This is a genomic window from Nocardia crassostreae, assembly GCF_001613405.1.
Classification (GTDB): domain Bacteria; phylum Actinomycetota; class Actinomycetes; order Mycobacteriales; family Mycobacteriaceae; genus Nocardia; species Nocardia crassostreae.
Genome location: NZ_BDCH01000019.1, coordinates 358,143 through 373,243 on the forward strand (window position 1 = coordinate 358,143; position 15,101 = coordinate 373,243).

At 67.0% G+C, this 15,101-nt stretch carries 15 protein-coding genes; 6 read left to right on the top strand and 9 right to left on the bottom strand.

Going from position 1 to position 15,101, the window contains the following annotated elements; genetic code table 11:
- Positions 1 to 148 precede the first annotated feature (148 nt).
- From NC4_RS20600 to NC4_RS20610, 3 genes are read left to right on the top strand one after another with little or no spacing between them, the layout of a single operon-like run.
- On the top strand, positions 149 to 1,168 hold the full coding sequence (locus NC4_RS20600; protein ID WP_157554971.1) for a tetratricopeptide repeat-containing protein: 1,020 nt from the start codon (positions 149 to 151) through the stop codon (positions 1,166 to 1,168).
- Positions 1,165 to 2,259 (top strand): tetratricopeptide repeat protein, encoded by a 1,095-nt coding sequence (locus NC4_RS20605; RefSeq protein ID WP_067540865.1) that lies wholly within the window; start codon positions 1,165 to 1,167, stop codon positions 2,257 to 2,259. Before NC4_RS20600 ends, NC4_RS20605 begins: the two co-directional genes overlap by 4 nt.
- Entirely contained in the window at positions 2,252 to 3,505 is a 1,254-nt protein-coding gene (locus NC4_RS20610; protein WP_067540868.1) for a tetratricopeptide repeat protein, read from the top strand. The genes NC4_RS20605 and NC4_RS20610 overlap by 8 nt, the downstream gene beginning before the upstream one ends.
- Here NC4_RS20610 and NC4_RS20615 read toward each other — a convergent pair.
- A complete protein-coding gene (locus tag NC4_RS20615; RefSeq protein ID WP_067541057.1) occupies positions 3,502 to 3,885 on the bottom strand; it encodes a cyclophilin-like fold protein in 384 nt (127 codons plus the stop codon). The genes NC4_RS20610 and NC4_RS20615 overlap by 4 nt on opposite strands.
- Before the next feature lie 441 nt (positions 3,886 to 4,326).
- On the opposite strand from NC4_RS20615, the gene NC4_RS20620 reads away from it, so the two are divergent.
- Entirely contained in the window at positions 4,327 to 5,514 is a 1,188-nt protein-coding gene (locus tag NC4_RS20620; protein WP_067540871.1) for a hypothetical protein, read from the top strand.
- A gap of 442 nt (positions 5,515 to 5,956) precedes the next feature.
- Here NC4_RS20620 and NC4_RS20625 read toward each other — a convergent pair whose 3' ends face one another.
- Positions 5,957 to 6,250, bottom strand: coding sequence for a hypothetical protein (locus NC4_RS20625; protein WP_067540873.1), 294 nt, complete (start codon positions 6,248 to 6,250; stop codon positions 5,957 to 5,959).
- Positions 6,251 to 6,319: 69 nt separating this feature from the next.
- Entirely contained in the window at positions 6,320 to 8,278 is a 1,959-nt protein-coding gene (locus NC4_RS20630) for a WD40 repeat domain-containing serine/threonine protein kinase (protein ID WP_067540876.1), read from the bottom strand.
- 153 nt (positions 8,279 to 8,431) lie between these two features.
- Here NC4_RS20630 and NC4_RS20635 point away from each other — a divergent pair, with 153 nt between their 5' ends.
- A complete protein-coding gene (locus NC4_RS20635; protein ID WP_245721819.1) occupies positions 8,432 to 8,923 on the top strand; it encodes a GNAT family N-acetyltransferase in 492 nt (163 codons plus the stop codon).
- A gap of 35 nt (positions 8,924 to 8,958) precedes the next feature.
- Here the strand turns inward: NC4_RS20635 and NC4_RS20640 are convergent, their stop codons facing one another.
- The 4 genes from NC4_RS20640 to NC4_RS20655 form a co-directional block, all read right to left on the bottom strand.
- Positions 8,959 to 9,633 (bottom strand): HAD-IB family phosphatase, encoded by a 675-nt coding sequence (locus NC4_RS20640; protein ID WP_067540880.1) that lies wholly within the window; start codon positions 9,631 to 9,633, stop codon positions 8,959 to 8,961.
- 92 nt (positions 9,634 to 9,725) lie between these two features.
- Positions 9,726 to 10,184 carry a GNAT family N-acetyltransferase gene (locus NC4_RS20645; RefSeq protein ID WP_067540882.1) on the bottom strand — a complete coding sequence of 153 codons (459 nt, stop codon included), beginning with the start codon at positions 10,182 to 10,184 and terminating at the stop codon, positions 9,726 to 9,728.
- A gap of 121 nt (positions 10,185 to 10,305) precedes the next feature.
- Positions 10,306 to 10,518, bottom strand: a complete 213-nt coding sequence (locus NC4_RS20650; RefSeq protein ID WP_439957541.1) for a DUF397 domain-containing protein — start codon at positions 10,516 to 10,518, stop codon at positions 10,306 to 10,308.
- Positions 10,505 to 11,545 carry a helix-turn-helix domain-containing protein gene (locus NC4_RS20655; RefSeq protein WP_245721812.1) on the bottom strand — a complete coding sequence of 347 codons (1,041 nt, stop codon included), beginning with the start codon at positions 11,543 to 11,545 and terminating at the stop codon, positions 10,505 to 10,507. Before NC4_RS20655 ends, NC4_RS20650 begins: the two co-directional genes overlap by 14 nt.
- A 54-nt stretch (positions 11,546 to 11,599) precedes the next feature.
- On the opposite strand from NC4_RS20655, the gene NC4_RS20660 reads away from it, so the two are divergent.
- Positions 11,600 to 11,902, top strand: coding sequence for a hypothetical protein (locus tag NC4_RS20660; protein WP_067540886.1), 303 nt, complete (start codon positions 11,600 to 11,602; stop codon positions 11,900 to 11,902).
- Between the two features lie 8 nt (positions 11,903 to 11,910).
- Here NC4_RS20660 and NC4_RS20665 read toward each other — a convergent pair whose 3' ends face one another.
- Positions 11,911 to 13,035, bottom strand: a complete 1,125-nt coding sequence (locus tag NC4_RS20665; RefSeq protein WP_245721813.1) for an ABC transporter ATP-binding protein — start codon at positions 13,033 to 13,035, stop codon at positions 11,911 to 11,913.
- 373 nt (positions 13,036 to 13,408) lie between these two features.
- Positions 13,409 to 15,064, bottom strand: coding sequence for an ABC transporter permease (locus tag NC4_RS20675; protein ID WP_067540890.1), 1,656 nt, complete (start codon positions 15,062 to 15,064; stop codon positions 13,409 to 13,411).
- Positions 15,065 to 15,101 lie beyond the last annotated feature (37 nt).

The following is a 15,101-nucleotide window of genomic DNA, read 5'->3' on the forward strand; positions in this document are numbered from 1 at the left end:
CGTGGTGCCGCCGCCTCCACCCTCGAAGCAGATCGTGTTCGGCAAAGTTCCGGGTATACCTCCGGCGTACATACGGCGAGCGCTGTCGAACCAGTTGACAACCGTGCTGGAGCAGGATCAGGTAGCCGTGGTATGCACGCTCACCGGTATGCGCGGCGCCGGAAAGTCGCAGCTCGCTGCCTCCTACGCGCGAGCGAAGATCAACGCTGGTTGCGGTGTGGTCGGCTGGATCAATGCGGAGACCTACGGCAGCCTGACCACTGACCTGGCCGCGTTCGCAGACGATCTGAACGTGGCGGACCCCGGCGGCGACATGATGACGTCCATCGGGAATCTGACCAGACACCTCGCGACGTTGCGAGGTGACGCGCTGCTGGTGTTCGACAATGCGGTCGACCCGGTTGTGCTGCGCCGGTTTCTCCCCGCCACGGGTACCCAAGTCATCATCACCAGCACCGAGCGTTCGTTCACCGAACTGGCCGAGCCGATCGCCGTCGATCGATACATCAGACCGGAGTCCACGACGTACCTGCGCAAGCGAACGAATTTGGACGACGTGCGGGGCGCCGAGGCCGTCGCCGAGGAACTCGGCGATCTGCCTCTGGCATTGGCGTCTGCCGCGGCAATGATCGATTCGCGCGGACTCCGATACGACGAATACCGGGAACTGTTGCGCGACAGCGCCGTCGCCGACTTCATGCCGCTCCGGGACGCCCAGGAGTATCCGCACTCCACGGCGGCGGCACTGGTGCTCGACCTCCGAACTGTCGTGGGCGATGAGCCGACAACCCTCCGCGGTCGCTTGCTCGGAGCGATTTCGCTGCTGTCCGCCGAAGGCGTGAACCGCAAGTATCTCCATGGGCTGGCCACCCCCGATACCGGCGTCGATGCCATCGAGCAGGCACTGCGAGAATGCGTTGCGGGCTCGATCCTCACTTGGTCGCACAACCGCGATGCGGTGATCATGCACCGATTGATGGCGCGGGTGGTGAAGGAGCAGGCGCGGTGCGACGCGTACTTTCAGAGCCTCGCCGTCGCCACTGTGAACTTGATTCGGTCGCAGCAGTTCGATCGCGCCGACGGGTGGTGTCGCCGCCACGAAGGTATCGAGCAGGCAAACCACGGTGAGACCATCTGGCAGGCAATGCGCGAGTTCGGGATGGTATGACCGAGCCGACGATCACCGAACAGGCACTGACGATGCGGATGCAGCACATCCGTCAGCTGCTCTATGCCAAAAATCACTCCCTCGCTATCGATCTGGGTACACGGGTAGTCACGGACGCCGAGGCGCTGCTGGGCCTCGATCACCCGGGCACACAGTTCGCCCGCAATCAACTGGCGACCGCTTATCGTTCGGCGGGCAAGCTGGAAGCAGCGATCGCGCTGCTGGAAGCTGTTGTGGCGAGCCGGATCTCGACGCTCGGCGCGGTTCACCACGAAACTCTCATCTCTCGCTACGAACTGGCGTACGCCTACCGCCGCGCGGGTCGCCTGGCACCGGCAATCCAGCAACGCGAGCAGTTGGTCGCGGATCATCTCGACGTTTACGGCGCCGAGCATCACCACACATTGGCGCAGCAGCACGACCTCGCGGGCACCTATCGCGAGGCAGGAAGATTCGACGAGGCGATCGCCCTGTTCGAGTCCGTCTGCGCCGCCAAAGGCCGAATCATCGGACCCACCGATCCATCCACCATGACGTCCCGAGGCAACCTCGGTCACGCCTATCTGGCAGCAGGGCGGCACGCGGAGGCCATAGCGACGTTCGAGTCCGTCTGCGTCGACCGCGCCGAGCACCCCGACCTGGATGACGATCACCCCGAAACATTGAGTGCCCGAAACAATCTGGCCGTCGCTTACTACGCGGCGAACCGGCTCGACGAGGCGATCCCGCTGCTCGAACGCGTGTGTGCCGACCTCACCGAGCACCTCGGAGCGGATCACCCGAACACTCTCAGCTCCCGCGACAACCTCGCGGCCGCCTACGGCTCGGCCGGACGGGTGGACGAGTCGGTGGCCCTGCACGAAGAGATCCTGGCTGCGTTTCTCCGAGTGCTCGGCGAGGATCACCCGGACACGCTGATGGCACGCAACAATTTCGCGGGCGCGTGCGAGAAAGCCGGGCGACTCGATATGGCGGCCGCATTGCACACCATTAATCTGGCCCAACGGGTTCGGGTACTCGGAGACGACCACCCCGAGACCGCCACAACCCGTGCCAGCCTTGCGAGAGTCGAGGAGGCCGGTCGTGACTGATCCGAACATTGTCGAGCAGGCATTGGCCGTGCGGCTGGATTCCGTTGTTCAGTTGATCGAGGGCAGGCAGACCGACCGTGCCATCGAGCTGGGCGAGCGGATCGTCGCCGACGCCGATGAGGCGCTGGGAGCGGATCATCCCGTATCATTGAGCGCGCGCAACCATCTCGTCGGGGCGTATGCCATGGCGGGCAGGCTCGACGAGGCGGTGCGGCTGTGCGAGGACTCGCTGGCGCGCCATTCCCGCGTGCTCGGCGCGGATCACGCCGATACCCTGACGACGCGATTCAATCTTGCTGCGCTCTATCGTGATTCGGGACGGTTGGAGCGGGCTATCACCGAGTTCGAGCTCGCGCTCGAACAGCATGTCCGAGTTTTCGGCGCGGATCACCCCGATACCCTCAGCACCCGCCGCGAGCAGGCGGTCACCGATCGTTTCGCGGGACGGTTCGGCGAGGCGATTCAGCGCAGTGCGGAGCTTCTCGCCGATGTCGAGCGGCTGCTCGGCCCCAATTCCCCACTCGCACTGGTGATCCGGGGCGACCACGCGGGCGCCATGCTGGATGCGGGACGAATCGAGGAAGCGATTCCGCTGCTCGAACTTGCTGTCGCCGAACATATCCGCGTGCACGGCGCCGATCATCCAGAAACGCTCATCGCCCGGAACAATCTGGCCGGAGCCCACCACGAGGCCGGGCAACGGCAGCTGGAACTCGCGATGGAGCTGTTCGAAACCAATCTCGCCGAGCACGTTCGGCTGCTTCCCGCCGGGCATCCCGGAACGCTCAATGCCCGGCACAATTTCGCGCGAGCCTGCAAGTCGGCGGGGCGGCTCGATATCGCCATCCCTCGATACGAGGCCCTGCTCACGGATCGCGCACGGCTGCTGGGTATGGATCATCCGGAAACCCTGCGCACCCGGGACAACCTTGCCGGGGCGTACGCCTCGGCAGGGCGGGCAGCCGAGGCCATCGCACAGTACGAGGCCGTCCTCGAAGACCGGCTGCGGGTGCTCGGAGCGGACCACCCGGGCACACTGACCACCCGCAGCAACCTCGGCCGGGCCTACTACGCGGCCGAGCGATTCGACGAGGCCGCGACCCTGCTCCAGGCCTTGCTCACCGATGCCGAACGGGTGCTCGACACCGGTCATCCCTTGCTCGAGACCATTCAGCACAACCTGGACCGCACCCGCGCCGAGCTCGCCGAGCCGGAAAGCCGAGGGCGAATGCCGGACCGGATCTAGTTCACGAGTTCCACGCGGATCAGGTCGCCGCCGCGGACGGTCGCCAGGGTGCGGGGGTTGCCGTCGATGCGGCCGAGGATAGTGCAGGGGCTGGCGAGGCGGCATTCGGCGCCGCGGGAAATCGGGGTTGGACCGTAGGGGAGGGCCAGGGAGTCGCCGTCGGTCCAGAAGGCTACGGTGCCCGGGGGTACTACCTGTTGGGCATTCGGCTCGCGGGGGATGCGGATGCCGGTGTCGAAGTAGACCTCCTCGCCCCAGGTGCTCGCCGTCGCGGAAATGGGGAGGGCGGCGCGGAGGGCGGTGGTCGTCGGGCCGTCTTCGAGGGTGGCGGTGAGGTGGCCTGCGGGCCAGAGGATGCGGATGCGGGTTTGGTTCGGCATGGGCGCATTCAACAAGAGGCGGGGGCGCGGTTGAAGGGCCGTAACATCCGAAAGGGCGGGCTCACTGCCGTATTCGTGCTGTCGGTTCATCCGATTCGGCATGGTCGGGCGGGGGTGGGCGATACGTTCGACTTCGGTCGACCGGCGCTGTGGATATCGGAGTCCTGGTGTGCGATGTGCTCTGCCTGTCGCGCGGGTCCGTGAACCGGGCACCAATCCCCTTGCCGCCCAGGAACGCCGAGGGGCCGATCCTCGCGTGGGGGGGGGGGCGGCGTCGCCTATTTGACCGTCGTGTTGCTCGGCGGCTTCGTGTTCGCCCTCCTCTTCGCCGAAGTTCGACCGGGACCGTGCGGCGTTGGTTGGCGACAGGTGTCGGTCGGGGCGGTTAGGGTTGTCGAACAGACTGGCGAAGAGGTAGGGGCCGCCTTGACGAGGAGTGAGATGGGGTCGGTGCGGGGTGAGTTGCGGCCCGGGCTGCGGGACGACTTGCGGGAGCGGGTGTCGTTCGGGCTCGAGGACGTCAATGAGGTGCTGGCCGGGATGGTGGGCGAGCGGGCCGTGGATTGGCCTCGGGAGGCCGAACTCATGACCTGCCGGTTGGGGTTGGATGGGGAGCCGCCGGAGACGTTGACGCTCTTGGGGTTGCGGTTCGGGGTGTCGCGGGATCGGGCGCGGCAGTTGTATACGCGGGCCGTCGGGAATCTGGTGCGGCAGGCGCAGGCCACCGGGGAGCCGGATCTGGGGGTTTTCGCCGAGCGGTATCCGGCGGGGTGGGGGTACGAGCGGCTGGTGCGAACGCTGCTGGGGGAAACCTATGCGACCGACACCGATATCGCGGCGCAGGACTGGGCGTATCTGAAGCTGCGGCTGGCGGGGCACGACCTGCAGGACTCCAAGCGCATGGCCGGATTCGTGTACCAGCGCATCGCGGGCTGGCAGCAGAAGGGGCGGTGGCATCTGCTGCCGCCGCAGCAACCCGAGGAGGTGCCCGCGGGCATCTGGAATCCGTGGCTGCGGCGGGTCGAATGGGCCGACGGGTCGCCCGACGAGATTCCCGACGCCCCGGCGCGGACCGCCGACTTCGGCGACGACGGGCGCGGCACGATGTTCGCCGAAAAGCTCGGCCGCGAAACGACATTCGACACCGGACTGCAAGCCCAGCTGTTCCGCCTCCTGGACGGCAGCGACCGCGTCGATCACTTCCAGGAATTCCCCGTCGAAATCGTCTACGAGATCGACGGCGACGAACGCCCGCACTACCCCACCGCCGTCGCCCAATTCACCGACGGGCGCATCGTCCTCCTGGACGTGATCCCCCTCGGCCACGTCGCCTTCCACGTGAACCGGGCGAAGGCCGCCGCCGCCCGCGCCTACGCCCACGCGCACGGCTGGGGCTGGCTCGTCTGGACCGGCAGCAGCTCCGGCGTCGCCGACCTCATGCGCCGCGATGTCGACTCCCGCCCGGAGAACATCCTCCGCAACCGCCTCGCCTCCGGCCCGCTCACCTGGCCGGACCTCCAGAAGTACCGCACCGAAACCGGCCTCGAACTCCTGGATCTCGCCGCCCTGACACTCCGCCACGGCTGGCGCTGGGACCGCGGCCCCTTCCGCCTGACCCGCGGCCTCTGACCAGGCGGCGCGCGTTTGCCGTAAAGGCTCGAAGAGCACCGCGAACAGCGCCATATTCGGCGTATCCACTCGACTGAACACCAATGACGTTCCGGGGCCTTCGATCTCGATCAGTTCATGCGGCAGATCCGCCATCGGCCCCACCTGCGCCCAGGCGAAGGACCGCCTCCCATCACCGGTCCCCGCTTCGGATCGCGACCATGGCCCACTGCGCCTCCGTCGCCCAAGATCGATGTCGTCTCATAACGCGCCACTCGCAAGTCCCCCCGCCGGACCCGAATCAAGCCGCCTTCGTACAGATCGAGCCGCCCGCCGAATCAGCCCGCGATCACCACCGAATAAGTGCCCGCCTGGACAGATGATCACCGGGAACTGGTGGCGGCGTTTCGCGAGAAGCCACCGCCACCCGTTCCCGGTCGATGTCGTTTCAGATTGCGTTCCCTCAACCCGGCGGCATCTCACCTCGGAGCAGCACCATAAGGCCGATGACCATGAGCACACCGATCACCGCACTGATCGCCAGACCGGCGAGGGCCAGCCGACTCGCCGGGACACCGGCGCGCCTGGATTCAACGATCGACCACGTGCAACCGCCCAGCCCTGCGACCCAGCAAAGCACCAGCCCGACTCCCCCGCTGACCGCACCGGCCGGAATCGCTCCGACTGCGGCGACGAAACCCCAGAGCGCTTCGCGCTTACCCGGCTGGGTGGTCAGCGGCTGCATGGATTCGGTCATCACGCCTCCATCCCGAGAGCTCGGACAGCCATAGGGCCAACCGTACTCGGGGCTAAGGCCGTGAATGGACTATCCCTCGATACGGCTGGGCAGGTGCCAGAACCGGATCGTTGTGTCCTGGTGGCTGGATGCCAGGTAGCTGCCATCGGGGCTGAAGGTGACCGCGCGGGCGGAGTTGTCCGCCGTCTTGATGGTTGTGACGACTTGCTGGGTTCGCAGATCCCATACCCGCACCCGATCGGTTCCGGTGGCCGCGAGCAGGCTGCCGTCGCGGCTGGTCGCAATCGATCGGTAGAAGAAATCGCTGTCCGGCAGCTTCGAGCCGACCGTCCTGGACGGCATGCCGCACAGCCAAATTCCGGATTCGGAGGGCGAAGGCTTACCCTCGGCGCCGTACGCGAGAACCGTGCCGTCGGGTGTGAAGGCAACCGACCACACGACGGGAAGATGGAATGGCAGGTCGGTCGGCTGCCGCTCTCGCATGTCCCATACCGAGACAGCTTCTCCGAAGCTCGCGACACCGACGAGGAGCGAGCCGTCGGGGCTGAATATCACTGTCCTCGCCGTCATGGTCGCCAAGGGGTCACCAATGGGCTCCCTCGTTCGCGCATCCCAGATCCGAATCCGATTGTGATAGGTGTCGCAGTAAGCGAAAAGACTCCCGTCGGGGCTGAATGCCACCGAATCCGGTTTGACGATCTCGAGGTAGGTGGGATCGTCCAGCGAGAACTCCCCCGAGGTCAGCGTATCCTTCGCCCGCCGCCTGGCTGACGTATCCCAGAATGCGATGGTCTGCTCGTAGCCATAGGCCAGGACAGCACCGTCCGGACTGAAGGCCGCCGCCTTGTCGAATTGGAGGATTGATTCGCGGGCCGGAAGATCCCAGAGCTGCCCGGTACTCGTACCGGAGGAGCTGGCGGCGGCGGCGAGGAGGTCTCCTGCGGGATTGAATGCCAATGACTCCGCCACGAATCGACCGGTCAGCACACTGTCTCGGGTGTCGCCGCCGCTCCGGAAATACATCCAGGCTCCGGCCACCACAGCAACGGATCCACCCGCCGCCAGCAATTTTCGCCGCGAAATACCCACTGGCTCCGTGGTTTTCGTCTCAATGGGTGCTGCCGTCGATGCGGGCGGCGCACTCGGGCCGGTCGTCCGTGCGGCGCGGGGGCGGACAACGGTTGTACGGCTGGCGATCTCGAGGATCCGTGCCGCGTCCACGGCCAGACCGACGCAATCGGAGTACCGGTTTCTCGGCTGCTTGCTCATCGCGGTGGCGATGACGCCGTCGAGCCCCTTCGGCAGGTCGGGTCTCAGGTCGGTAGGCCGGGGCGGCGGAGCCTCGAGATGCGCCAGAATGACCGCCGCCTCCTCGGAACGCGGAAAAGGTCTTCGGCCCGTCAGTAATTCGTAGAGGGTGCAACCCAGCGAGTACACGTCCGCGCGGTGGTCGACGGGTTCGCCGCGAAAACGTTCCGGCGCGGTGTAGGCGAGGCTGGCGAGCAGCCCCGACCGGGTGAGGGTGGCGTCGAAGGTGCGCGCGATGCCGAAATCCGCGACCAGCGCCCGTTCACCGCCCACGTCGTCGACTTCGATGAGCAGGTTCGCCGGTTTGACGTCGCGGTGCAGCACCGCGAGGCGATGCGCGTGATCGAGGCCGCGGGCGGCATCGGTGATCAGCCGGACGGCGCGCGTGGCGGTCAATCCGCCGCCCGCCGCAGAGATCAGATGCGCCGCATCTCCGCCGGAGACGTACTTCATCGCGATCCAGAGGGTGTCGTCGCCGGGCGCGCAGCGGTCGTAGACCGGCACGATATTCGGGTGATCGAACCGCGCGACCAAGGCTGCTTCCCGCTCGAAGTCTTTCCGCAGCTTCGCATCACCGCCGATATGGTCGTTGATCACCTTCAAAGCGACATGACGGCCGAGCCGCGGGTGGCGGGCCAGGTACACCACTGCCATCCCCCCTGATCCGAGCCGCTTCTCGATCGTGTATCCGGCGAACACGGATCCCTCGTCCAACCGCATCCCCGACAACCTCCACCGAACCGACGACCGCTGTCCTCCCACAGCGTGAGCCACACCCTACGGGTTCTCGCGGGTAGCGCCATCCGGAGATCCGCCGGGCGATATTCGGTTGTGGGCGTGGCGGGAGTGGGCCAGCCTCGTGGGGTGATCGAGATGCGGATACTGAGCGACGACGACTGGAAGCTGTGGCGGAGGTTGCGGTTGGAGGCGTTGGCGGAGGCACCGTATGCGTTCGGGTCTCGGCTCGAGGACTGGCAGGGCGAGGGGGATCGGGAGGAGCGATGGCGAGATCGGTTGAGCATTCCCGGGTCTCGGAATCTGATCGCGATGCTGGATCAGGAGCCCGTCGGCATGGCGAGTGGAGTGCCAGGGTCCGAAGCCGGTGTCGCCGAACTCATCTCGATGTGGGTTGCACCGATCGGGCGCGGGCTCGGGGTCGGAGATCGACTGATCCGAACGGTCGAGGAGTGGGCGGCCGAAACCGGGACTCGAACGCTGTGCCTGGCGGTCGTGCCAGACAACGCGCCCGCTCTAGCCCTCTATCGACGCAACGGCTTCGAAGTAACAGGCGAGCTCATCGACGACATCGAGGACGGCCGCCTCGAGCTCGTCATGACCAAATCGGTTGACCCAGCGAGCAGGTAATGGTGTAGGGGTGTTCTCGACGTTTGCCTGCACCATTACCTGCTGGGGGTTGGGGTTAGGGGTTTTTCGAGGACGGGGCAGTCGCCGAGGGTGGCGTGGATGCGGCGGCGGTGCCAAGGGGGTGGTTCTACGAGGACGCGGGCTGTGGCGGCGGTGAGGAGGGGGAGGTCGGCGGAGCTGTCGGTGTAGACGTAGGCGATCGGGCCGGTGTAGCCGGAGGCGCGGAGGCGGGCGAGTTTGGCGGGGCCGTAGCAGTGGGCGCTGAGGGTGAGGGCGCCGCGGTGGCGGATGAGGGTGGTGCCGACCACGTCGATGTCGGGGAAGTCGAGGCGGTGGCAGATCTGCTGGGCCAGGCGTTGTTCGCTGCCGGTCACGATGACGACGGTGTGACCGGCGCGGCGGTGCTCGCGCAGGCGTTGGAGGGCCGACTCGATGGGGCGGCCCGAATGCGGGTGGTAGTGGCGGTCGACGTAGGACTCGACGAGTTGCTGGTAGCGGGCGTCGGATATGCCCGCGGTCGCGGCCCAGAGCCAGAGGTTCGCGGCGCGCCTACGGCGGCGCGGGCTGACCAGCAGGGGCACGGCCAGCAGGGAGGAGAGGACGCCGCGTAGCGGGCGCTGGGCCAGGAGTTCGGTCAGGAAACGGGAGAAGCTGTCGCCACGCACGAGGGTGCCGTCCAGATCGAAGATGACCACTGCGCGCTCATCCATCAACCAATAATGATCGAATCGGCGGCGCGCCACGCGGCGAACAGGCCGCGGCCCGGGAGAGATTCGCTCCCGGGCCGCGGATCGATCACTCGTTATTCCTCGCGGTACAGCGACAGGCACAGCATGTCCGGCTCGAAACCGAGGCCCTGCCAGAAGCGATAGTCGTCGCGGGCATCGGCGCAGGACAGGTAGCGGATCGTGGCCGCGCCCCGCGCACGCAGGTGGGCGATGGCGGCCTCGGCCAGCCCGCGGCTCACCCCGCTCCCCCGCTCCTCGGGCACGACATACAGCGAATAGATCTCCCCGCCGATCCCGGGCAGCAGCCCGTCCTCGATGCCGGTGCGGCCGTTCACGAATCCGATGATCCGCGCACCGTCCACCGCCACCAGGCAGAACGCATCCCGATGCCAGGCCGACATCGCCAGCATGCGCGACAGGTTCACCCGCCCCTGCTCACTGAGCGGTCCGCCGTCGACGATCTCCCGGCACATCCGATCCCACAGCGCGCCGACCGTATCACCTTCACTGTCGTGAATCCGTCTGATCTCCATGGTCTTCCTTCCGTTTCAGCTGATGAATGCGTGAAAACGGAAGACGGGCGGAGCTCGCGCCCATAGAGCGAATCTGAGTCTCTAGCGTCAACCTGGCATGTGGACCACGCTAGTCCGATCTCTATTCAGGGCAACCGAATTTCCCGTCGGCGGCGGCAGTGGTGAACGAGGCCCACTCGGATGCGCCGAAGGCCAGCGCGGGGCCGGTGGGGTTCTTCGAATCCCGCACGCCGACGACACCTTGCGACAGCCATGCGATTTCGACGCAGTCACCCTGGCTACCGCTGTAGCTGCTCTTGAACCACTCGGCTCCGGATAGGTCAATCTTGTTCACGCTCATACTCCTTCGTTACCCGGCGAATCAGCTCTCGAGTCGGTGAATCTTCCAGCGAGGAGGTTCGGATGGCCGACGCGAGCTCGCTGTAGAGCTTCACTTCGTCCGATTTTTCCAGGTACACATCCTGAGTGGGGCCGCCTTCCATGTACACGATCGGGGGTTCGACCTGCTCGTCTCTGACATTGGTGCCGAACTCGAGGACGGTGAACGATCCGCGCGGCATGCCCCATGTGATCCCCGCCGAGTAGGGGTGCAGCCGCACCGTGACGTTGGGCAACTTGGAAACCTCCGCCAGGTGGCGTAATTGGGCTGCCATGATCTTCGGGCCGCCGATCATCCGGTGGAGTGCGGACTCGTGCAGCAGCACCTCCAGGATCACCGGACGGGTTTTGCGGGTGACGATCGTTTGCCGCTTCAGCCGATACTCGACTCGGCGATCGACGTCCTCGTTCCTGCTGAATCCGGGGTACGCGCCGATAATGGCGCGGGCGTACTCAGCGGTTTGCAGCAGCCCAGGGATGTGCTCGTGGTAGGTGATCAGCCGCCGCGCGGCAGCTTCGAGTCCGACGTACATATTGAACGCGTCCGAGTACAGTCCACCGTAGGCGTGATACCAGCTCTGCCGCTTGGCCAGGGCCGCCAAGTCGAGAACCGCTCGGAGGTCCTCGGTTTCGACGCCGTACATCTCACACAGGGCTTGGACATACGGCTTCCGGATCTTCTGGGTCTGCCCCGCCTCGATCCGCTGCAATGAAGAAGCCGACATATCGACCAGCTTCGCCGCCTCGGCGATGGTGAACCCGTTCGCCTCTCGCCACTCCCGCAGGAACCGGCCCAGCTGCCGTCGCGGCAGCGTCGAACTGGGGCCTGCGTCACCGTCCTCGGTGCCGTTCATGGCCTTCCCCTCATCGTGAAATCGGTTCGGATCGATCGATGAATCGGGTTGGTTGTGCCGCATTATCGGGTTGCTTTGTGGCGCTTTAGATGTCTTGGTCGTGGATACCCGATTCAGCTGAAAGTTCATGGTAGCTGGTGGTGTTCTGGTACGACCAGGAATCGACGACCGAAGGCTTCGGCTATGGACACCGACGAGCGCGACCAGATCGAAATCCGTGTCATCGAGGATGTGCTGGACATTGTCGAGGCGCGTCTGCACGAACGTGAGCGGCGCGGCTGGCGGCTGACTTCGCCACGCTCGCGGGTCTATGCCACGGTGCTTCATGCCGTGATCGTCAGTGCCCGTGCGGCGCACCGGTTTCCCGCTACCCTCGATGCCGCCGACATTCTCGATTCGATCCTCGACGGTGCGGAGCCCGCCGATTCCTTTGCCGGGCAACCGGTCGAGGACATCATCAGGGATCACATCGCGCACATGAACTGACCTGTGGTTCACAGGTGCGGTGAATTGCCCTCTCCCGCAGGGGCGATGGCTCCGTCCGAGTCGGGGGCAAGGTCGGGATAGAACACGGCGCTGCCCGCGATCTCGACGAGCACCTCGTCACCGAGCCGGACCGGCAACGGTGACGGCACCCTGGCCAGCAGCTCGGCCCCGGTGGCGGCGCGCAGCAGCACGACGGCATCGTGCCCATGGAAGCTGACCCGCCGCACGACGGCCGTGGCATGACCGTTCGGGTCGGCCGGGACCGGGCTCAACCGCAGCTGCTCGGGACGCACCAGCAGCGACCCGTCCCCCCGTGCGGGAGCGGTGAGCGGCACCGCACCGAGCGCGGTGCGCGCGACCGCCCCTTGGGCTGTGGCAGCCAACAGCACTGCCTCCCCGAGGAATCGGGCCAGCGCGACATCCACCGGATTGCGGTAGATCTCTTCGGGCGGCCCCGCCTGCGCCACCCGCCCCTCCCGCAGCACCGCCACCTGATCGGCCATGGACAACGCCTCGTCCTGATCATGAGTCACCAGCACCGCCGTGGCCCCCAACTCGGCGAGAATCTCCCGCACCTGATTCCGCACCTGCCCCCGCAACCCGGCATCCAACGCCGAGAACGGCTCATCCAACAGCACCGCCTCCGGCCCCGGCGCGAGCGCCCGCGCCAACGCCACCCTCTGCTGCTGCCCACCCGACAGTTCATGCGGCCGCCGCTCCGCATACCCCGCCAGCCCCACAACCTCCAGCAACTCGTCCACCCGCCGCCTCCTCCCCCGCCGAGCCGCGACATTCCACCCCCGCAACCCGTACCCGATATTCGCCGCCACCGACAAATGCGGAAACAACGCCGCCTCCTGCGGCACGATCGTCACCTTCCGCCGCTCCGGCGGCAATACCGAATCAGCCGTAGCCACCACCCGCCCACCCACCCGAATCTCCCCCGCCACAGGCCGCAAAAACCCGGCCACCACCCGCAACAACGTCGTCTTCCCACACCCCGAAGCCCCCAACACAGCAGTCAAACTCCCCGCCCCAATATCCAAATCCACCCCCCGCAACACATCAACACCCCCATACCCAGCCCGCAACCCCCGAATCCGCAACTCACTCACCGCAATCCCCCCATCCACGCCCCCACTCGCTCCGCCGTCCGCAACAGAGTGGTCACCCCACCCCCGGACCGGCCGAGCACCACGGCGGAACTCCCCCCACCCATGCGCAGACCCACACCCCGCAACCCGGCCACATCCGAGCACCCTGCGTTCAACACACGAATCCCCAACTCGCTCACCGGGATACCTCCCCGTCCGACAGCCCACGCTCGCTCACCCGGATCTCCCCCGCCATGGGATGCGAGTCCCCCTCCACAGTCCACAACAGGGCGATCCTCCTGCGTCCGGAGCGGCCGAACACCACGGTCGGGCTTCCCCCGGCGATGCGCCAGGCCCCGCCGCACAGCGACACCCCGCTGTCCGGCATTGCCTCCGCGAATCCGCAACTCGCTCACCGGGATACCTCCGCTGTCGCCGTGGTGCTTCCGCTCGGCGCCAGGCTCGGCTGCGGTGAGCCGGGGTGTGCGGGCCGGAGCGGCTCGGGAGGTCTTCCCCGTGCAGGGCGGGTGATCGCGGACCGGGCATTGCTGCGGCCGTCGGCCACCAGTTGGAGGACGATCGTCGGGAGTACGGACACCACGACCAGGGCCAGCGCGTACCAGGCGGCTTGGGTGTAATTGATTACCTCGGCGTGCTTCCACAGTTCCAGGGCGAGGGTGTTGCGGCCCGGGGGTTGCAGGATGAGGGTGGCGGGGAGTTCCTTGGCGGAGCTGACGAAGACCAGGGCGGCACCGGCCAGGATGCCGGGGGCGGCCAGGGGGATGGTTACGCGAGCCAGTGCGCCGAAACCGTTGTCGCCCAGGGAGCGGGCCGCCTCTTCGAATTGGCGGGGTGAGGAGGCTACCGAGGCTCGGACCGCGCCAATGGCGATCGGGAGGAACAGGGCTGTGTAGGCGAGGACGATCATGTGCCAGCGGCCGTACCAGGCTGTCGCCGTGTTGATTCCGAAGTACACCAGTGCCAGGCCGACGGAGATGGCGGGTAGCGCGTATCCGGCGTAGGCGGCCAGTTCCACGGTGCGGGCGAAGGGGCTGCGGGAGCGGGCGGCCAGGATGCCCACCGGGAGCGCCAGCAGGACGGTCAGGACCGCGCCCCAACCGGCGAAGGACAAGGTGTTGCCCAGGGCCGCAAGGAGTTCGGTGACATCCAAGCGGCCTGTGGTGCGCCCGGCCAGCCAGGGCAGCAGGCCGCCCAGTGGCATCACCACCGAGACCGCCACCAGGGACGCGCATGCCAGCAATGCCACGGGGCGCGCCGGGCCCAGTCGCAGCGGTACGGCGGGGCGGGGGCTCCCACCGCCACGGTGTGTGACGCGGCCGCGTGCCATGGATTCGGCGTGGGCGAACAGGAGCGCCAGTATGACCAGCACCAGGCTGATGACGCTCGCGGAGGTGCGGTCGAAACCGGCGTTGTACGCGTAATGGATTCCCTTGGTGAAGGTTTCGTAGCGCATCATGGCGACCGCGCCGTAATCGTGCAGCACGTACAGCGCCACCAGCAGGCCGCCCGCCAGCAGCGGCAAGCGGATCTGGGGCAAGGTGACCGAGCAGAATGCGTGCAGCGGGCCCGCGCCGAGGGAGCGGGCCACCTCCTCGGGGGCGGCGTCGGCTCCGCGCAGCGCGGCGTACACCGGGAGGAGAACCAGCGGGGTGTTGCTGGTCGCCAGGACCAGCCAGGATCCGCTGAATCCGGCCAGACCGGGGAAGTGCGTGAGCCAGGAGAACGCGGCGACGTAGGACGGAATGGCCAGCGGCATGACCAAGAGCGGCAACAGGATTCGCCGTAGCGGGAGGTCGGTGCGGGCCAGCAGGTAGGCGGCGGCGGTGCCCAGCAGCATGGCGGTCGCCGTCACCACGACCAGCAGCACGAGCGTGTTCTGGGCCAGCTCCGCGGTGCGCGCCGACCAGGCGTAGCGCCATACCGGAGTCCAGCCCCGGTCGGTGGCCCACAGCACCGTGTACACCAGCGGCAGCAGGGCGATACCGGCGGCCGGAAGCGCGGCGAGCGGGAGTACCGCTCGTCGCGCCGCGGCCCGGGACGGTTTCACCGGCCCGCGCGGATCACACGACCCACGGCCCGAGGGG